Origin of the sequence: Culturomica sp. (genome assembly GCF_003524185.1) — a bacterium.
Classification (GTDB): Bacteria; Bacteroidota; Bacteroidia; order Bacteroidales; family Marinifilaceae; genus Culturomica; species Culturomica massiliensis.
Window position 1 is genome coordinate 122808 of the sequence record NZ_DOED01000016.1, and the last position, 18876, is coordinate 141683.

Annotated in this window: 17 protein-coding genes; 12 read left to right on the forward strand and 5 right to left on the reverse strand. The window is 38.1% G+C overall.

The annotated features are described in order from the left end of the window. Window positions 1-23: 23 nt before the first annotated feature. Window positions 24-1451, reverse strand: a complete 1428-nt coding sequence (gene nhaD, locus DD657_RS06865; RefSeq protein ID WP_287049183.1) for a sodium:proton antiporter NhaD — start codon at window positions 1449-1451, stop codon at window positions 24-26. 152 nt (window positions 1452-1603) lie between these two features. Between nhaD and DD657_RS06870 the strand changes: the two genes are divergently transcribed. Together DD657_RS06870 and DD657_RS06875 are read left to right on the forward strand one after the other, a co-directional pair. Further along, the gene (locus DD657_RS06870) at window positions 1604-1996 is read left to right on the forward strand and encodes a hypothetical protein (protein WP_287049185.1); all 393 of its coding nucleotides are present in this window, start codon (window positions 1604-1606) and stop codon (window positions 1994-1996) included. A gap of 132 nt (window positions 1997-2128) precedes the next feature. Next, window positions 2129-2659, forward strand: coding sequence for a hypothetical protein (locus DD657_RS06875; protein ID WP_068690036.1), 531 nt, complete (start codon window positions 2129-2131; stop codon window positions 2657-2659). A 51-nt stretch (window positions 2660-2710) separates the two neighbouring features. Here DD657_RS06875 and DD657_RS06880 read toward each other — a convergent pair whose 3' ends face one another. Then, window positions 2711-3091: a helix-turn-helix domain-containing protein gene (locus DD657_RS06880; protein WP_068690034.1), complete on the reverse strand. Its 381-nt coding sequence runs from the start codon at window positions 3089-3091 to the stop codon at window positions 2711-2713. Between the two features lie 567 nt (window positions 3092-3658). Here DD657_RS06880 and trxB point away from each other — a divergent pair. The 4 genes from trxB (at window position 3659) to DD657_RS06900 (ending at window position 7337) form a co-directional block, all read left to right on the forward strand. Next, window positions 3659-4615, forward strand: coding sequence for a thioredoxin-disulfide reductase (gene trxB / locus DD657_RS06885; protein WP_021988369.1), 957 nt, complete (start codon window positions 3659-3661; stop codon window positions 4613-4615). Between the two features lie 751 nt (window positions 4616-5366). Continuing rightward, the gene (locus DD657_RS06890; protein WP_021988370.1) at window positions 5367-5840 is read left to right on the forward strand and encodes a hypothetical protein; all 474 of its coding nucleotides are present in this window, start codon (window positions 5367-5369) and stop codon (window positions 5838-5840) included. Window positions 5841-5873: 33 nt separating this feature from the next. Continuing rightward, on the forward strand, window positions 5874-6533 hold the full coding sequence (locus tag DD657_RS06895) for a putative outer membrane beta-barrel protein (RefSeq protein ID WP_287049188.1): 660 nt from the start codon (window positions 5874-5876) through the stop codon (window positions 6531-6533). Window positions 6534-6617: 84 nt separating this feature from the next. Next, complete coding sequence (locus DD657_RS06900; protein WP_287049189.1) at window positions 6618-7337, forward strand: hypothetical protein; 720 nt, start codon at window positions 6618-6620, stop codon at window positions 7335-7337. 231 nt (window positions 7338-7568) lie between these two features. Here DD657_RS06900 and DD657_RS06905 read toward each other — a convergent pair whose 3' ends face one another. Further along, window positions 7569-8558: a DUF2027 domain-containing protein gene (locus DD657_RS06905; RefSeq protein ID WP_118774632.1), complete on the reverse strand. Its 990-nt coding sequence runs from the start codon at window positions 8556-8558 to the stop codon at window positions 7569-7571. A gap of 183 nt (window positions 8559-8741) precedes the next feature. Here DD657_RS06905 and DD657_RS06910 point away from each other — a divergent pair, with 183 nt between their 5' ends. The 6 genes from DD657_RS06910 to DD657_RS06935 all read left to right on the forward strand — a co-directional run bounded on the left by DD657_RS06910 (window position 8742) and on the right by DD657_RS06935 (window position 14091). Further along, complete coding sequence (locus DD657_RS06910; RefSeq protein WP_068690026.1) at window positions 8742-9581, forward strand: phospholipase A; 840 nt, start codon at window positions 8742-8744, stop codon at window positions 9579-9581. A gap of 282 nt (window positions 9582-9863) precedes the next feature. Then, window positions 9864-11090, forward strand: coding sequence for an RHS repeat domain-containing protein (locus tag DD657_RS06915; protein ID WP_287049190.1), 1227 nt, complete (start codon window positions 9864-9866; stop codon window positions 11088-11090). A 27-nt stretch (window positions 11091-11117) separates the two neighbouring features. Further along, window positions 11118-11768 carry a hypothetical protein gene (locus tag DD657_RS06920; protein ID WP_148453244.1) on the forward strand — a complete coding sequence of 217 codons (651 nt, stop codon included), beginning with the start codon at window positions 11118-11120 and terminating at the stop codon, window positions 11766-11768. A gap of 151 nt (window positions 11769-11919) precedes the next feature. Next, on the forward strand, window positions 11920-12573 hold the full coding sequence (locus tag DD657_RS06925) for a hypothetical protein (protein WP_287049191.1): 654 nt from the start codon (window positions 11920-11922) through the stop codon (window positions 12571-12573). A 146-nt stretch (window positions 12574-12719) separates the two neighbouring features. After that, window positions 12720-13370, forward strand: coding sequence for a hypothetical protein (locus DD657_RS06930; protein WP_287049193.1), 651 nt, complete (start codon window positions 12720-12722; stop codon window positions 13368-13370). 241 nt (window positions 13371-13611) lie between these two features. Continuing rightward, on the forward strand, window positions 13612-14091 hold the full coding sequence (locus tag DD657_RS06935) for a hypothetical protein (protein WP_287049194.1): 480 nt from the start codon (window positions 13612-13614) through the stop codon (window positions 14089-14091). Window positions 14092-14211: 120 nt separating this feature from the next. On the opposite strand, the gene DD657_RS06940 is transcribed toward DD657_RS06935, so the two are convergent. Both DD657_RS06940 and DD657_RS06945 read right to left on the reverse strand, forming a co-directional pair. Then, window positions 14212-15654 carry a TlpA family protein disulfide reductase gene (locus DD657_RS06940; RefSeq protein WP_287049195.1) on the reverse strand — a complete coding sequence of 481 codons (1443 nt, stop codon included), beginning with the start codon at window positions 15652-15654 and terminating at the stop codon, window positions 14212-14214. 421 nt (window positions 15655-16075) lie between these two features. Continuing rightward, window positions 16076-18769 carry a leucine-rich repeat protein gene (locus DD657_RS06945; protein WP_287049196.1) on the reverse strand — a complete coding sequence of 898 codons (2694 nt, stop codon included), beginning with the start codon at window positions 18767-18769 and terminating at the stop codon, window positions 16076-16078. Window positions 18770-18876 lie beyond the last annotated feature (107 nt).

The following is an 18876-nucleotide window of genomic DNA, read 5'->3' on the forward strand; positions in this document are numbered from 1 at the left end:
TTTTTGCAAAGGTATAAAAGATTCTAGATTCCGAATATTGTTTTTTGCAATATGTAGATTCCGATTCCACTGAAAAATCCGACGAGGGCTAACCAGGATATGTGTTTCAGATACCATATAAAGCTGATTTTTTCCAGTCCCATAACGACGACTCCGGCTGCTGATCCGATGATCAGAAGGCTGCCACCGGTGCCGGTACAATAAGCTATCAATTCCCAGAATGTGCCGTCTTTTACAAAATTAAGCATATAGCCGGGTTCCGGCATTTGCGCTGCTGATTGCGGACTGATAACCGGATACATAGCCATACAGGCTGCCACTAAAGGAACGTTGTCGATAACCGAAGAAAGAAGACCGAAAATAATACTGACAAGGTATACATTGTGTATTTGTTTGTCTGAAAATACGGCCAGTTTGTTTAAAATACCGATCGCATCCAAAGCCGCTACTGCTAGTAGTATTCCTAAAAAGAAGAGAATGGATGAAAAATCTATTTTAGACAGGACGTAAGACATCCGGTATTGATTTTGGGTAGGCAGTCCTTTTTGGTGATTATACATGATTTCCGTATAAACCCAAAGCATGCCTAATGCAAGCAGTATTCCGGCAAACGGAGGCAGTTGAGTGAGTGACTTAAATACAGGGACGGCCAATAAGCTGAGAATACCGAGTATTAAAATATAATTGCGTTCTTTAGGAGTGGGAGAGGCGGAAACGGAGGATGAAAGAGGTGGGGTATCGGAATGTGCAATGTTTCCTTTCAGTTTCAAAGAGACGAGCCATAGCGGGATGATTAATGAAATGAGGGCCGGAAAAAAAAGAGTTTGCATAATGTGTCCGGAGGTGATGTTATCACCTATCCATAACATGATGGTCGTTACATCGCCGATCGGGGTCCAGGCTCCGCCGGCATTGGCTGCGATAATAATTATGCCACCGAAGGTCCATCTGTCTTGCGGTGTATTCAGAATTTTTTGTAAAAGAGTCATCATAACGATGGCTGAAGTCATATTGTCTAAAACAGAAGACATAAAAAACGTAATTCCTCCGGTTAACCATAGTAATTTTTTCTTATTGTTTGTTGTAATACGGTTGGTGATTCCTTGAAAACCTTTATGTATGTCGATTAATTCGACAATTGTCAGGGCACCCAGCAGGTAAAATAAGATTTCAGCTACATTGCCCAGTTGATTGACAATTTGTGAATTTACGATGAACTTGACAACCTGTTCGGCCTTGGTTAAAGAAATATAATCGGGATGTGTTGAAAGAAATTCGTGGAAGGCTGCCGTATTGGCTTGTATAATGGTTTCCGGAGAAGCAAGTGTATATAATGTCCATAATAACGGAGCCATTATCAGGGCAATTGCTGCTTTGTTGATGTGAATTTTACTTTCCATAGCAATAAGCAGATAACCCAGAATAAAAATGAGAAGTATTATCGTTGTCATAACGTTCTGATTTTTAAACTTTATACATACGGTTGTAAAACAGATCGCGTTACAGTTTTAACTGTCAGAATTGAAATATCCATTACTTTTTTTATTTTCCGAATCCGGATTACGTAAAACATTTGTATATTTGGGGTGAAAATTCTGTATTTATGCGATGTAAAATATTTTACATATTACTCTTATTTGCAACGGTGTTACTATATGACACTCTGAGGGAAAAGCATATTACAGAAGAAAATACCGTTTTTGCAGAAATCAAGGAAGATCATGAGAATGTAGAGCATTTACTGGCAATTCTTACGACCAACAGTGTGGCCGATCTTTCTTTGCAACAAAATAATCCGGCCGGCGGGTCTCAGTCTTTTAAGCGTACTTCTTCTTTCCGGACACTGACAGGAAAAGAAGCGCTTGCTTTTTTGAAGAACTCTCCGTTGTTCTGTTTTGAGGCTTTGCAGGTTTTTCAGGCTCATTTCCGTGATTACTATGCACGGCAAAAAATGGAGGGGTATTATCTTTATACCCTTTGTAAACTTCGGATTTAAAAAGTAGATATCCTTATCAATTTTTGTAATCAACCTTATTTTTAACCGTATTACCGGAAATAATTCCTGTGCCCCGGTCGTTACTGAACGAAAGGGAGGAGTACGATATCCGGTAAGTAAATTTATAAAGTCATGTCTAAATATAAAACAATTGTTGAAGATATTGAAAATGTAACCGAACGTAAAGTTATCAAACAAAACAAATTTTCGGTAATCGCTTTGGGAACTTTTGTGATCGGAGGAGTGTGTGCCTGGGCCGGTTTCTCGATAGAAGACCCTAATTCCTCTGTTTCTACTTTTCTTTTTACCGCTTCTGTTTGCCTGATTATCGGAAGTATTGTCAAATTTTGTATGGGGCGTGAATATTATTTGTTTAAGCCCACCGGTAGCCGTTTACAGAAAACGACGGTCTATTTCGATAATAAAGAAAGTCAACCTTTACAATATTGCATTGAGGAAAGAAGATTTGAGGATCTGAAACATATGAAGCGACAGGTAAATACGGGTATAAAACTGGAAGCGATGGTTGCTTCCGACCGGAAGTTTGCAGCTGTACAAATTTCAGAATATGTACCTTATACGTATGAAGCTGTTTCTCCTGTTGTTTGTTATTATGATAGCGATGCCGAAAGCTTTTTGAATAATCTTCAGTTCGGGCGTTAAAAATAAATGCCAGAAAGACCGATAGCGTTTTTCTGGCATTTACACATTCATTTAGTTTTGTGAGGGAACATCCGGTATTTTACGGATCAATTGTGTGATTTGCATATCTTTTTCCCTTATGCATTCATGTTGTTTGTCGAGTAGATTCAATAACCTTTCGATGACCAGTTTTTCATTTAAACCGACTGGCGTTTGCTGATAAGCGACTTCCGGTTCTTCCAATAAATATTTGGGACCTTCTCCTGTTTGCAACCAACTTTTGGATACTCCTAATAATTTACTCAGTACGGACAACTTCGTCGGATCGGGTCTGGTTTTGCCTTTTATATAATTCCCGATAGTACTGGCAGAAATGTCAATGGCTTTGGCAATTTTGTATTTGGATATGCCGCGTTCTTCAATAATCTCTTCTAAACGTTCCGAAAATCCCATAATTATTCAGATTAATTCAAGTAATGCATTTTTGCTGTAAAATAGTTCAATATTTATTTGCATGTAAACAAAAATTGTACTACTTTTGTGCTCCGTATATATACAAATATAATTATAAACTCTTATATTATCAATAAGAATAAAAATTACTATTGAATTTTGCCGCCAAGCACCTTATTTTTAGTATTTTACAATAGATATAATCATTTATCATAATAGAATTTCAGACTTCTGTTCGGATTGTTTTTTATTGATTTGTATATTTTAATTACATGAATCGCTTCATTCCAAATAGTAATAAAATAATGCAAAATTGGATGATTTGTTGGCGTTTTGATTCGCTATTGATATTTTACAATTTTTCTTTTTTTTATCAGAGTTTACTTGAGGAATGTCTCCTGTAATTTGTAAATTTTTGAATTGTAAATTTTAAATTGTTTAATAGACTGATTTGTTATCAATTCATTTCATTTTAAATCTGAAATCAAAAATCTACGATCAAAATGTTGGTTTAAAAGTTGACATGATGAGTTTTAATTGATATTTTTGCATATAAAAATTTAAAATATGGCAGAAGAAAATTCAATTGAACATGTAAAATGTCTGATTATAGGTTCAGGTCCGGCCGGGTATACGGCGGCAATTTATGCTGCGAGAGCCAACCTGAAGCCTGTATTATATACTGGTATGCAAATGGGTGGACAGTTGACGACCACCACTGAAGTAGAAAATTTTCCCGGTTACCCGGAAGGTGTTACGGGACCTGTTATGATGGAGGATATGCGGAAACAGGCCGAGCGTTTTGGTACGGATATTCGTTTCGGAGTGGCGGATGAAGTGGATTTTACGGGACCGTTGCATAAGGTGAGGATCGACGGTGAAAAATGGATAGAGGCCGATGCTGTAATTATTGCGACAGGAGCGACGGCAAAATACCTTGGGATTCCTGCCGAAGAAAAATTCAAAGGAGTGGGAGTGAGTGCGTGTGCTACTTGTGACGGTTTTTTCTACCGGGGGAAAGATGTAGCAGTTGTCGGTGGTGGAGATACGGCTTGTGAGGAGGCGACTTATTTGGCCGGTATATGTAATAAGGTTTATCTTATTGTGAGAAAGCCTTATTTGCGGGCTTCGAAGGCCATGCAGGAGAAGGTTAATAAAACACCGAATATCGAGGTTTTGTTTGAACACAATACAAAGGATTTGTTCGGGACGGATATGGGATTGGAAGGTGCCCGGTTGATTTATAAGATGGGTACTCCGGAGGAGAAAGAACATGATATAAAGATTGACGGATTCTTTTTGGCGATAGGTCATACGCCTAATACGGAAGTTTTTAAGAAATATATTCATACCGACGGGCAGGGGTATATCCTGACAGAGGGGAGATCATCGCGTACGAATGTGCCGGGGGTATTTGCTGCGGGAGATGTTATGGATCCTGATTACCGGCAAGGTATTACTTCCGCCGGAGCCGGTTGCCGTGCAGCAATCGATGCGGAACGCTATTTGACAGAACGGTGTTAAACAGAAGAAAGTAGTTATAAATAAAATCCGATAAATTTATGTAATGAATAAAATTTATCGGATTTTTTATATTGTGTTTGTCGGGAGAAGTATTCTTGCCCTTTGTCTCACGACCTGCTCAGGCCGATAATTTTTTGTCTGTAAAACGATTCATTTATCCTTCCATTTATTTTGAACCTGCCTTAATAAGCCTTGAACGAAGGAGGAAGTTATGTGAGGCCGGTAATCTTTTATTTTACCAGGTTCTTTTCATTTATACTCTTGTTTTTTATAGCCAGAACACTAAATACCCTCTTGGCTTGTGTCTGTTTTTTAACTTATAAACTGTTTGAAAAAATAATTTTCGGAAGGAATTTGCTGTTCAAAGCTATCGTTGGTTTGTCCGTATTGTATACTTTGACTTTACAGATTTTACAAACTTTCAACTAATTTAAACGAACGATTAATTTTGTTTTGTGTTAGTTAATGGATGCAAAAATATAAAAAAGATAACATGTTTCATATTAATCTGTTAATTTTTTTTCCCCTTGCCTGATCTTTTCTTTTGGTTTGCCTGAAAAATCGTTCATTTTATTAGGTTAGTGTGTAATTGGTAGATTGTATGCAGCACTGTCTGCTTCTCAGAAAAAATTGATAATTAATGTATTATCTGTTGATCTGATGATGATAAATAAGCACCGGAAATGGCGATCGATATGCCTGAACCGTATAATCAGGGTGGAAAGAATGTTTAATTTTAAAATAGAGAAAGATGAAAAGTTTTAGATTAGTTGTATTATGTGGAATTGTTGTAACGTTTTGTTCTTGTGCAACATTGAAAACCAGTTTCAGTGATACCCAGGCCCGGGTGCAGGAGGTACACACTGCCGCTTATGCCAAACCACTGACGGTTGAGTTGGTTGTGGATACACTCAAGGGACGTATACACGATGTCTGGGTTTTTACCAAAGAACAGGTTGAAGTTGATATGAGGGGAGATTTGGCGAATATTCGTAGTCGTGCCGTTTACCTGTCTTCGCAGAGGCACGATGCTGATGTGATCGTAGCACCGATGTTTAAAATTGAATCCTCGGAAGACGGAAAGGGATACAGCGTGGTGGTAACCGGATTCCCGGCAAATTTCAAGAACTGGCGTCCGGCCCAGGAAAGTGATTATGAATGGATACGTACGGAGAAGTTCGTTACTCCCCTGACATGGGAAAAAGTTTCAGCTATTGTAAAATAAATAAAGTCAGTTTGATATAAAATTTTTAAGTGTATGAAAAAAGTAGTTTTATTAGCTATTGCCGTATTGTTGTATATCGGCGTTAATGCTCAGATTGTATCTTCAAGAAGTGTCGGCGTTAATACTGCGAAAAGTACTTCCGAAACTTTGAATTACTTTCGTGCAGGTATAAATATGATGAAGTTCGCAGGGGATGCGGACGATTCGGAAAGTAAAACGGGATATTCTGTGACTTACGGTTTTATGAAGCCGATGGGGAGCTTTGGTATGTATTGGGGGATGGAGTTCGGCCTCGGCTCGAGGGGAGGTAAAAGTGGCGATGAATTTACTCAAATTGCTCATAACGTACAGTATTCTCCGTTTCATTTAGGCTATCGTTATGGGTTTACCGATGCTTTGAAAGTAGATGTACATGTCGGTGCTTATGCCAGTTTCGATTATGCCGGAAAAATCAAAATCGACGTTAACGGTGATAAAAGTGAGTTTAATATAGGCGACTGGAATGAAGATTTGGGTGACGGTGGTTTGGGGATGGACTGGCGTCGTTACGACGTAGGGCTGAATGCCGGTATTGGGATTTGGTACAACAATTTTAACTTGGATTTTAATTTTCAGCGGGGATTTATTGAAGCGGAAAAAGACGGTGAGTATTATACATCTAATTTTATGATCCGTTTGGGGATTGCTTTTTGATAGACTGCTGTTGTATTTGCTATGCAAAATTCATATGTCTTTGCCAGGGGCAGGCGTTGTATTTTCTGATATAAATAAAATATTATGACAAAATTACGGATATGGATGTTGTGCTGCCTGTTTGGGTGTACATTACCGTCGGTAGCGCAGACTTTTATAGAAACGGGGAAAAAGTACCCGCTTATTCAGGAGGCCGGTAAATATGTGGTTAGTGGGTTCGTGCCTTTTGCAAATGTGAGGGATGAAGATATTTATGCCAATGTTTTGCTTTGGACGATAGAAAATGTTTGTCCCCAGTTGAAAGAAGGCATTACGGAAATGAATGTCGTGACCCGAAGTTTTACTTGTAATCTTGCTCTCACTTCTCCGGAAGGATCAGGACAAAAAAGTACGTATTATTGCCGTGCTATTTTCCGGGTAGCCGAGGGTAAACTCACGTATTATCTTTCGAATATAACAGTTGAGGCTCCTATTTTGGTGATTAAGAAAATTACCCCGATGGAAAAGCTAAATCCAGAAAAAAAAGAAGCTCACCGGCAGATAATGGACGATTTTGTGGTGTCCGGCTCGCAGTTGCTAAATAATATATTCGATTTTGTCGTTACCAACCGTCCCTCGGCTATTACCCATTGGCAAGAGATCAGTATCGGGAAACCGGTGAAAGGTATGACGGAGGATGAATGCCGTTTAGCTTTCGGTAAACCGCAAACAGTGATGGAAGCTAACGGAGAAGTACAATGGATGTACAACAGTTCCTTTTATCTGTTTTTTAAAGACGGGCATGTACAAACTATCATTAAATAGTGAGGCAGGTATCGTTATATCTTGGATATACATGGTCTTATGGTGGTTGTGGGAATCGGCTGTGCTGTGATCGTGGTATACTTGCGGTGAAGATAAAGGCAATATTGTTTTTTACAGATATTGTTCTCTCCCTGCCGGTGTAAAATGTGCACCGACAGGGAGTTTTTGATTTGCCCTGCTCATGAATAAGGCTGTCCTTATTTTCCTGCCCGAACCGGACAGCCCTTTATATTATTTGATTGTTACCAGTGTCGCTCCATAACCGTATTGTTTGAAAGAAGCATCCTGATGGTGGAAGCGTTTGTATTTTGTCTGTAATTCCCAAAGGATGCGCTGACGTAAGATGCCGTCTCCTTTCCCGTGTATAAATACGATTTTCTGTCCCCGGCGTAGTTTGTATTCGTCCAACGTTTTACGAAAAACGTCCAATTGATATTCCAAAATATCCTTATTACCCATTCCCGCTGTCGTTTCGAGAATCTGATCACAATGCAGATCGATTTCGACGACATTGTTTACAATTTGCTTTTGAGGTCTTTTAACGGATTCGGCTGCTTTTTTGACTTTTTCGGCCTGGATCAGTTCTTCTGGATCGATTTCTATCTCTTCTATCGCTTGTTTTTGATCCAACGGTTTTAGAAAACTCATCGGACCGAACCATTTCGTGTGTTTGTAATTGCCTGTTTTACAAAGCGATGTTAAGTTGAGTTTTACGTGTGTATCTATTACCGGCCGGGGGCTGTAATTTCCTTTTTTATAGTAGATAGCCTGGATATGCAGGGATTTAACAGAATCCAGTTCTTTCAGCGTATACGTGCCTAACAGAATTGTGGCGTCCGGATTACAGTTACCGGCAGACAATGCCGTGTATTTTTCTCCGTTAAAATACCCCGCACTGTATAAACAGGTAGAAGCGGTATCATTTATCAGGTAGATTTCGAACCGGCTTGCTGCAAGATTCTGAAAATTGTCCGGGACGATTCCGATGAACAGGATATCTGTGGGTATTACGGAAACATTTGAAGTGTTCTTCCCTTTCTTTTCCGTTGCAGAGGAAATGAAATCCGATTGGACAACTACCAGGTCATTTGTATTTCCCGGTATTTCAAAGCCGTATTCCTCGCAATAAACATTTACCGTGTTCGTATCGATGATTCCGGTAACTTTCCCTTCTAATTTTTCAGAAATGAATCTGACTGTGTCTCCTATTCTTATATCCATAAAGTATTCGATGTATTTGATCTTATTCTGTATACGGAAGCTGCAGAGCCTCCTGTCTGGCAAAATTAATCTTTCCTCTTGAATTCTGTTCGGAAGAAAGTATAAAAAGCTGTTATTATCGCGAAGTATTGAACTTTCCCGGTGTTTATTGCGTAAATCTTTTGCCTGATAAAAAACGGATGTATGAAAAATGGGATTTTTTTTCTTTGTATAATGCTTTTTTGCGGTATTCGGTCGGTAAGCGGTCAGGAGGTGAATTCGGAAAAAGACGTACGGGCGGATAGCATTGCGGATGATTTAGGGACAATCCCGGCCTTTACTATTTATAAGGATAATTATATTATAACCGGAACCGATTTTTCAGGAGGTAAAATCAATAAATATAATTCCGATGCAAAGTTTCAGATCAGTTTAAGACACCGTCTTTATAAACGGATGTTGCCCTGGAGAGTGTATCTTTTTTTTACATATACCCAGAAATCTTTTTGGGATATTTATCGTAAATCTGCTCCTTTCAAAGAGACGAATTATAACCCGACCCTGGGATTCGGACATAATTTTATCAGAAATAACCGTATTGCGGCTATGGCCTCTTTGCAATATGAACATGAGTCTAACGGCCGGGACAGTATATGGTCGCGGAGCTGGAATAAAATCAGTTTTATGGGATTGTATTCTTTTAACCGGAATTATACCCTGCAAGCTAAATTCTGGATTCCGGTTATGGTGGCGGATGAAAATAAATATATGCCCCGTTATTCGGGTATTGCGCAGGTTGCCGGTACTTATATCAGCGACAACCAACGGTTTGTTTGCAGTGTACTGATGGTGAAATGCGGCGGTTGGAACCTGAATGCCAATTGGCAATTCGAACTTGCCTACCGGATGTTTCGTTTTGACAATCAATATTTCTTTTTGCAATATTACAATGGGTACGGGGAGAGTATGATCGATTATAACCATTTCCACCATTGGCTACGTGTCGGTATCGTTATTAAGCCGAATTCATTCACTATTTTTTAGATCGAATTCTACATTTTGCTTCGCTGTTTTTTTTCAAGTATGTAGGTGAGATACTTGAAGCCATGATATCAGCACCGATTGTGAAGGCCGGTATCCGAATCTTCTTTTTTCCGCCTGTTTCCCCGATAAAATATGACCGTTTTTGAACTGATAAGGTTTTTGTAAAAAACGGTACTCAAAATCAATCATTTACAACCCCGTTGATAAGGTTATTTTTTTGCAGGTCGTTTTTTTGTTAATTAAATTTATTACAAACAATCTTATTGACATCGCTGACTGAAAATGCAGCTACTTTACCGGGCGATGTATATGTACGCGGAGCCCAACCTTGTGGGGAATTATACGTACGACGGAAACGGTAATTTATTGACAGACAGTCGTCGTGCTTTGAATTATCGATATAATTACTTAAATTTGTTGGAGCAGGTGAAATCCGGAGCAACGGAAAAGGTGCGATATAGCTATACGGCCGGAGGAGAAAAACTGGGAGTTCGGGGAAATGACGGTAAGGGATATGATTACCGGGGAAGTTTTATTCTGACGCGTAACGGCAGTTCATTGAGTTTATCGGGAGTTTTGTTCGATGGCGGACAGATTGTAGTAGGAGGTGGTAATCAGGAGGTATACTATTATTTGCGGGATCATTTAGGGAGTGTCCGGGTGATTATCGATAGTTTGGGGCGGGTTAAAGAGCGCAATGATTACTATCCTTTCGGTTTGCGTCAAAAGCGTAGCGGTTATGCTTTGTCTACTGTTAACCGTTTTAAATACAACGGTAAAGAAGAGCAAACCATCGGCGATTTGGGGCATCTGGATTACGGAGCCCGCATGTACGATGCTGTTTTGGGACGGTGGTTTACGGTCGATCCTTTAAGTGAAAAATACTACGGATTGAGTCCGTATAATTATGCCGGCAACAATCCGATACGCTATATTGATTATAAAGGATTCGGGCCAAAGGACAGGATTAAGGCAGCAAAAAGTATGATTGGGATAGGATATAAGCAAGAAACGGGGCTACTCAGAACAGCGAATACTGCCGCTGCAAAAGAATTTATGGATTGCTCGGAGTTTGTATGCAGGGTGTTAGCTGCAGATGAGATTACCGATGGAGTAGTGGCCAAGAATTCATCGGCTTTATATGAATTTTTCAGTAATGAGGAACAGTTTATTCATTCGGAGGATGAGCCCTTGGAGGGGGATATAGCCGTATGGGCCGGACATGTCGGGGTTGTAACGGGAGTGAATGGGGTGGGAGAGATCAAGCTGACACATGCAAGAGGAGGAAGCAGACCATCTATGGAGAATCCTGGTTTTACCACACCCGATAAATATCGAAATTCGAAATTTTACGGTTATTACAGACCCCGACAGGAAACCCGGGATGGGAAGCTGGATGATTATGAAAATCCGCTACCGGAATCTGCTTCGGAGGTAAGGGATGTTGCAGCGGATTGGGCATCCGTTTACGAAAAATTAAAAGAATTTATGCAAAGTCTTATAGATTAGTTTAAAACAAATAATTAAATGCAAAATATGAAAACACTATTTTTTCTATTGCTCTGTTTTTTGATTACTAATATATGTTATTCAAATCCCGGAAATAGCCGAAACGTTGTTTGGGAGATCGATCCTTTATCGGGTAATCATTTGACTGATAGTATTACGATATACGAAGTTTATAGAAAATCGGATACGTTGAGTATTGTGTCGGATGATGATCATCTGTACTATCCTTTCGGACAATATGATACATGGAATGATTTTGAGAAAAATTATATAAGAAAACATTGGATGAATTTACAAATAGATTCTTTATTTAATGATTATGCTATATATCATATAAGAATAGGCTCTAACTATTTAGAGTTATTTAAAGATATAGAAACAACCGGAAAAATGGAAATGTTACGGGGTATGCTTTATGACAATCGTATAGGATTATATAATGATATTAAGATTGGAATGACCAAAAAAGAATTTCTGTTGAATTTTATTAAAAACGATATGAGATATTATAAATCAGCTGCAAAATTTCGGACGGATTTTATTAAAGATGAATCTCAGTATAAAAATATTTCTGTTATAGAAGTAATTTCTGTCGTTGCTGGTATTTGGTATTATTACTTTTTTTCTCCTGATCAAATTTTAAAATCTATTTGTATAAAGACAGATTGTCAAATGTAAATAAATTTTAATAAGCTAATAGATCACAGGGACGGAACTTTCAGTTTATTGCAATTTAAAAGCTCCGTCCTTGTGAACTGAATCTAAAAGATGTCGAATATAATTTAATATAACATTTGGGGATCATTTTAAAACCAATAATTAGTACCGTATGAAAACACTATTTTTTCTATTGCTCTGTTTTTTGATTACCGATACCTGTTATTCGAGTCTGAAAAACAGTCGAGATTCCGGATTGGAAATCAGTCTTTTATCGGGTAATCATTTGACTGACAGTGTTACTATATACGAAGTTTATAGAAAATCGGATACGTTGAGTATTGTGTCGGATGATGATCATCTGTACCATCCTTTTGGTCAATACGATACCTGGAATGATTTTGAGAAAAATTATATAAAGAAACATTGGACGAATTTACAAACGGACTCATTGTTTACCAATGATGTAGATGTATATACTATAAGAATGAGCCCCAACTATATCGAATTTGTTCAAGATATAGATATCACCGGGAAGATAGAAATCGTACGGGGACTGATATATAACGATCGTATTCAACTGTATGATGGCATTCGGGTCGGAATGACCAAAAGAGAATTTCTGCTGAATTTTATTAAAGACGATATGAGATATTATGAATCAGCCGCAAAATTTCGAACGGATTTTATTAAAGATGAATCTCAATACAAAAATATTTCTGTTATAGAAGTAATTTCTGTCGTTGCAGGTATTTGGTATTATTACTTTTTTTCTCCGGATCAAATTTTGACGTTTATTTGTATAAAGACAGATTATACACTGTAAATAATAGTTAATAACTCACAGGGACGGAGCTTTTAAATTGCAATAAACTGAAAGTTCCGTCCCTTTGAACTGAATTAAAAAGAGGTCGAATATAATTTAGATATAACATTTGGGGGGATTTCAAAAACAAATAATTAATATACCGTATGAAAACACTATTTTTTCTATTGCTCTGTTTTTTGATTACCGATACCTGTTATTCGAGTCTGAAAAACAGTCGAGATTCCGGATTGGAAATCAGTCTTTTATCGGGTAATCATTTGTCTGATAGTGTTACGATATGTGAAGCTTACGTAAAGTCGGATACACTGATTATCGTTTCGGATGATGATCATCTGTATCACCCTTTCGGTCAATATGATACCTGGAATGATTTTGAAAAGAATTATATAAAGAAACATTGGACGAATTTACAAACAGACTCATTGTTTGATGAACTATCTATATATATTGTAAGGATGAACCCTAATTATATCGAATTTGTTCAGGATATAAGTATCACCGGGAAGATAGAAATCGTACGGGGACTGATATACAACGATCGTATTCAATTGTATGATGGCATTCGGGTCGGAATGACCAAAAGAGAATTTCTGCTGAATTTTATAAAAGACAATGTCGGATATGATAAATCAGCCGCAAAATTTCGGACGGATTTTATTAAAGATGAGTCTCAATACAAAAATATTTCTGTCATAGAAGTAATATCCGTACTAACAGGTATCTGGTATTATTACTTTTTTTCTCCGGATCAAATTTTGACATTTATTTGTATAAAGACAGATTATACACTGTAAATAATTAGCTAATAACTTACAGGGACGGAGTTTTTAAATTACAATAAACTGAAAGTTCCGTTCCTTTGCACTATACTATTACCGGCAGGGGCATTTAGGGGGACGGGCGATCGTCGATAGTCAGGCGCGGGTTAAAGAGCGCAATGATTACTATCCTTTCGGTTTGCGTCAAAAGTGTAGCGGTTATGCTTTATCTGCCAATAACCGCTTTAAATACAACGGTAAAGAGGAATAAGTGATTATGGAAAGAAGAAATAAAAAAAGAATTTTATGGGGGATATTGCTGTTATTTGTATTCTTTTTATTCTATTATCTATATGTGTTAATGCAAATATTTTCAGTAATAAACAAGACAGAAGAACATTCAACGACAATAGTCTATGAAGAAGTAGATCAATGTATTTTTGTAAAATCAAAAATGTGGGGTTTGCTAGGGAATCATTACAGAATCTTTTTTTCTGATACAGACCATACATATCCGGAAGAACATGATATTATTTTTTATGATTCGGAAATCTTTTATAAATCAAATGGCATAGACTCTTTGTATATTTATAAGCCGTCGAATTTAAGAAAGCCGGAGGAAAACAGGCTATTGGGAAAAGTTAAGGTTAAAACAATTACTGTTGTAAATGGTACACAATGGGATAATTACAAACGGAATTTTAAAAATCTTAGATTATCCCGAATCAGTGTATATGACGGGATAGAATTACCTTAATTGTAATGAATTGATCCATATATCACATTTTACACTAATGTGAGGGGATATCTCGGAAGTCACAGACAAGAATGCATTAACGAAAGCTTGCTGTTACAAAAACTCTCATAAAAAAAGTCATTAAAAGCCTTTATTATATAGTAATTCTTCAATGGCTTTATAGAATTTTCCAGATGAAGGTCTGGGCAACGTGTTTGAAAGCAAATTACCTTCTTCGTCAAACAACAAATATCTCGGTATTGTCATGGTATTTCCCAGGAAATCGGATAGCAGTTTATCGGCTTTAGAAGTTATAAAGTAGTGATAACCGTTTAAATGATATTTAGATACGTCGTTTTCCCACTTTTTGGAATTGTTGGGAAAATCCACGCTTACATATAAAAGTTTTATTTTTTGAGAATCAAGCCATTGATGAACTTCCTTGTTATATAAGAACTCTTTTTTGCAGGGAGCGCAATATGTTGCCCACATATCGACTAAAACCGGTGTCCCCTTAAAATAGTCTTTAATGAGTGCCCGAAGATCCATCGAAGGATATTGGGCAAGTTTGCCCAATCCGCTCATCTCGTTGTATACGAACACTCCATGTGCATTGTTGGAATTGTGGCTGTCTTGGCTATACATCTCCAAAGCCGGCAAATAAATACTTGCGGGAAAGCTTTTCTTCAAGAGCTCAATGTTGGAATAATATTGTGCATCGCTTTCAATACCCATGATGTTTCGTCTGATCTGCAATCCATTGGCAAAGCTTGCTTCCTGACAATCCATCGGCATATATTCTTTGAATTTCTGGTCTTCATTCCATAGTCCGGTCGGATATATGTCGCCTTTCGGAATAACCCCCTCACTCATCAGCCGTGCCACGTTTGACATATTGGATAATCTCATGGAGTTGCCAGCATATTTGCTGTCGAACGGATTATATTTTGTATAAAAATGGCAAAGTACCTCTTTCTTTTCCTGCTCTGTCAAGTTTGAATGGTGAATTTTTCCCCGTATGGCGTGGGAAAACACCATATCGAATTCTTTTTCAAAAAAGTTCAGGAAATCTTTGCTGATTTTTTTATCTTCATATAGCTTATCTATTGGAGCAAATAATATCTGCTTTTTATTTTCAAGCTCTGAAATTATTTTTTCTTTTGATGAGGATGATTTCAGTTCTTTCCCGATGTCGATGGTACCGCTGGTGAGCAGATTTTGTTCCTTGAGCAAATTATTTCCTTCTGCATTCGTACCTTCGAATACTAAATTTCCATCTGATTTAATCTGTATGAAGATGCTGTCTCCCGGACAAAGTATGATTCTTTGTTTCGGACAGTATTTGTTTCCTGTAATCATGATGAATACGGGTTTGTCCCAATGGAAGTTTCTGGTGGTTTTGCCATTGTTGAAAATAAAAAAATCTGCTGCTTGCATGAAGTGTGCCGGATCGTTATCAACAGGGCGTCCGAAAGATAAGTATGTATTGTCTGGGCATTCCGCATTTGCAATTGTGATGGAAGATTGTTGTGCTTCCACAGATATAGCCAATAGAAAAAATACAATAAGAATATTTACTTTCATTTTGGTTGATAATTTATTCTGATACTATATTCATACTGACAAAGATAGAAAAATGTGCTGCTCATTGTAAGTAATGGACGGTATTTTTTGTTGTTTACCAGTGGAATAAACTGTTCGCGGCCTTTATTTTTTGCTTTGTTGTTGCTGTCGTGGAGGCTGGCGTGCCGTTTACCGGAGTTTGTTGAATTTTTATTACCTTTTATGCTGACCTTGATTATTTGCAGGTTGATTTTGTTAGTATAAAAATACGATGAAATAAAGCTTTTAAGTTGTATAGATTAAATTATGGAATTATATATTAAATTTCCGGTAAAGATTCTACCGGAAATTTTAAGTTGTTTTGTCTGTTGTTTTTTTAAGAAAGTCTTACAAACCTGTATGAATATATTGCAAGATTCTGAGTTCTTCGGACTGAAATACTTTAATGACTGTTTTCAAACATTCCGACGTGATTTTCATATCCTTTGAATAAACCCCAATCGTTTTCCTCCAACTGGTTGTATACATCCGGCAGGAAGTATATTTTAAATGCTGCGTTTACATTTCCGAAAATCTCGGGAAAGCTGCGCATGTCCAATCCTGTAGGACTATATACATATAGAGCAGTCAGCGAAGTACAGCCCTTAAATGCGTCCGGAAACAGATAGTTTAAAGTACTTGGTAAAGATAAGGCTTCCAAAGCCGAAGCTCCTTCAAAACCTGATGTTGAAATGTATTCGATTCCTTCGGCTAGAGTAACGGATTTTAATGACGTACAATTATAGAACATACTTTGGCCTATTTCATTCAGTTTACCGTACACATTCACCAAAGAAGTACAGGTCGAAAAAGCGCCGTCACCGATGTCATGTAAAAAAGTTCCTTCCTGAAAATAAACTGCAGTAAGGGCAGATCCTGCAAAAGCGTGAGTACCGATTTTACCGACTGAAACAGGTATACGTATGGTTTCCAGTCCGGAATTATAAAATGCTCTTGTGCCTATCTCCTGTAATCCTTCCGGTAGAGTGATATTCTTTAGGTTTGTACATCCGTAAAATGTATTCAGTCCCAATATTTGAAGACCGGCCGGCAGTTGAACAGCCTTCAGGTTGGGAAGCATCCAACCACTCAGTTCGAGCCGGGTGAGGTTTGTTCCTGAAAGATCAAGTTTTTCGAGTTTTTCCATGGCATTGATATAACTCAGATCGTTTTCACTGAGTGAACCGCTGATTTGAAGTTCTTTTACCTGACCGGCTTCACACTCCCGTATCACGGAATGGAGCTGATCCGCTTCTACAGTAATATTCCATTTTTCCGGGTACCCTTCCGGGGCAGATGCCTGGCGGATCGTTATCGTCTTTTTTACGGTGTTGTCGATGGTGTAGAGTCTGATTTGCATTTCTCGTTCGGCACTGAGAATATTTTTGTTGACGGTAACGTGAAACACCCAGTCTGCCTCATTGCTATTTCCTCTTTCATCGGCATTGACATCTCCCCATCTTTCTCCCTTAAAGTTTACCTCATATTCGAAAAACTCGTCGTTTGTGCTGAAAGGTATATCAAATCTTTGCTGTCCGTCCAAAAGACAGTCGCTGTCTGCTATATCTCCTCTCCAAGGGATATCGTATGTCGTTTTAGGGATATGGATATAATAGTCGACATTGGGGAGAAGTCCTATCAGAATCGTATCTTTGAGTTGATAATGTTGATTTTCTACAAAAATATGTCCCAGAATCATTTGCTGAGAAAGATTCTTGGCAATATAAAATTCGTATTTGTCTCCTGTTTTTGATTTTTCTTTTATCCAGGTACTGTCTTTAGGGTTCATCGAAAGTTTATAATCCACATTGGCATCTATTTCAAAATTGATGATACCGCCGTCTTTTTGGACGATGAAACCGTCGAAGTCTTCATACGGGTATTTTATTTTAATGTATGGGTTTGCGATGTCTGATCCGTTTTGTGTGATGAAAAGGGTGTCCGTCATAGACTTTGCTTTGTCCCGGAACAGCACGAATGCGGAGCGCTTGGACTGACCTTCGTATGCTGCGATGTTGAATTTATGATTATAGGTTTCCAAGCCTTTTGTTTTTAATTCTGTAATCCACCCTGCGTTTTCCGGCATTACTACATTATAGTCGGTATTCGATAGTAATTCCACATTGATAATGCTGCCTTCCGGTCCTACGGTGTATCTTTTTTCAGAAAGTATCAATGCATTTTTCTGTGCCTGGGTAACCGTTAACGTATCTGCCAATGCCGAATTTTTATCTTTAAAAATAACGTTTAATGTACGGTTGTCGTACCCGGTATTTTCATCTGTTGAAAAGCTTACCCTGTCTACCCGCATGGCTCTTGTCTCTACCCTGCGCAGCCAATCGCCTCCCCTCATGATGACTTCGTACTCGATGTTCGATCTTAATTCTACATCAAAAGATTGTGCCGATGCGTCTATATTTTTTGTCCGTTGAGTCAATATTAGCCCGTCTTTGCGGGCTTGATACACATATACCGTATCACTTAAGTTTTCACTATTGAAAATAATGGTTCCCTGCCTGTTTCCGTCAAATGATCCGGAAGAGACGCTGAAATGTACATTCGATGTCTGAAGGGCTCTGCTTTCGATGACTTGGGACAGCCAATCCTTACCATTTTCATCTATCGTAACCTGATAACTGACATTACTTTTTACTTCTACGCTGAAACGTCCTCCTTCGGGAGATATTTCATAGCGATCTTTCGATAACAATAAAGCTTCCTTTTTCTTTTGTGTAACCGTGATGATTTTTGTTACGGAGCCTGCTTTTATTTTCATATATGCATTGCGGTCGTCGTAGTCTTCGTTGGCTTCGGTTGTTGTGACCGTCAATGTAACGTCTCCTGCTTTTCCGCTTGTGGGAGAGACGGTTAACCAATCCGGTGAAGATCTGGTATTACTCACTTCCAGCGTCCAGGGAGCGGATGCGGTGAAATTAGCTGTTGTACTGCCGTCGGAGATTTCCGGTAATGTAATATCAGGAACTTTAATTTCTATGACAGGGGAATCTTTATCTGGATTTGTTTCATTTTTGCTGCATGAAAATAAAGATATTATGAGTGCAGCGGATAGAATTGACCGTCTGTTTAAAGTGTGCATATCTCTTGTTTTTTGATTCAATATCAAAATAATTAAAAATTATCGAAATAATTGATGTTCAGATTGGTTCAAGTTGGTTCAAATCGGTTTTTGTTCCGCAAACAGGT

What these genes read in the sequence shown, in the direction of transcription:
- DD657_RS06945 (WP_287049196.1), bottom strand. Translation starts at nt 18,769, where the DNA reads ATGCACACTTTAAACAGACGGTCAATTCTATCCGCTGCACTCATAATA.
- DD657_RS06895 (WP_287049188.1), top strand. Translation starts at nt 5,874, where the DNA reads ATGAAAAAAGTAGTTTTATTAGCTATTGCCGTATTGTTGTATATCGGC.
- DD657_RS06905 (WP_118774632.1), bottom strand. Translation starts at nt 8,558, where the DNA reads ATGGATATAAGAATAGGAGACACAGTCAGATTCATTTCTGAAAAATTA.
- DD657_RS06940 (WP_287049195.1), bottom strand. Translation starts at nt 15,654, where the DNA reads ATGAAAGTAAATATTCTTATTGTATTTTTTCTATTGGCTATATCTGTG.
- nhaD (WP_287049183.1), bottom strand. Translation starts at nt 1,451, where the DNA reads ATGACAACGATAATACTTCTCATTTTTATTCTGGGTTATCTGCTTATT.
- DD657_RS06900 (WP_287049189.1), top strand. Translation starts at nt 6,618, where the DNA reads ATGACAAAATTACGGATATGGATGTTGTGCTGCCTGTTTGGGTGTACA.
- DD657_RS06870 (WP_287049185.1), top strand. Translation starts at nt 1,604, where the DNA reads ATGCGATGTAAAATATTTTACATATTACTCTTATTTGCAACGGTGTTA.
- DD657_RS06890 (WP_021988370.1), top strand. Translation starts at nt 5,367, where the DNA reads ATGAAAAGTTTTAGATTAGTTGTATTATGTGGAATTGTTGTAACGTTT.
- DD657_RS06925 (WP_287049191.1), top strand. Translation starts at nt 11,920, where the DNA reads ATGAAAACACTATTTTTTCTATTGCTCTGTTTTTTGATTACCGATACC.
- DD657_RS06920 (WP_148453244.1), top strand. Translation starts at nt 11,118, where the DNA reads ATGAAAACACTATTTTTTCTATTGCTCTGTTTTTTGATTACTAATATA.
- DD657_RS06880 (WP_068690034.1), bottom strand. Translation starts at nt 3,091, where the DNA reads ATGGGATTTTCGGAACGTTTAGAAGAGATTATTGAAGAACGCGGCATA.
- DD657_RS06875 (WP_068690036.1), top strand. Translation starts at nt 2,129, where the DNA reads ATGTCTAAATATAAAACAATTGTTGAAGATATTGAAAATGTAACCGAA.
- DD657_RS06915 (WP_287049190.1), top strand. Translation starts at nt 9,864, where the DNA reads ATGCAGCTACTTTACCGGGCGATGTATATGTACGCGGAGCCCAACCTT.
- DD657_RS06910 (WP_068690026.1), top strand. Translation starts at nt 8,742, where the DNA reads ATGAAAAATGGGATTTTTTTTCTTTGTATAATGCTTTTTTGCGGTATT.
- trxB (WP_021988369.1), top strand. Translation starts at nt 3,659, where the DNA reads ATGGCAGAAGAAAATTCAATTGAACATGTAAAATGTCTGATTATAGGT.
- DD657_RS06935 (WP_287049194.1), top strand. Translation starts at nt 13,612, where the DNA reads ATGGAAAGAAGAAATAAAAAAAGAATTTTATGGGGGATATTGCTGTTA.
- DD657_RS06930 (WP_287049193.1), top strand. Translation starts at nt 12,720, where the DNA reads ATGAAAACACTATTTTTTCTATTGCTCTGTTTTTTGATTACCGATACC.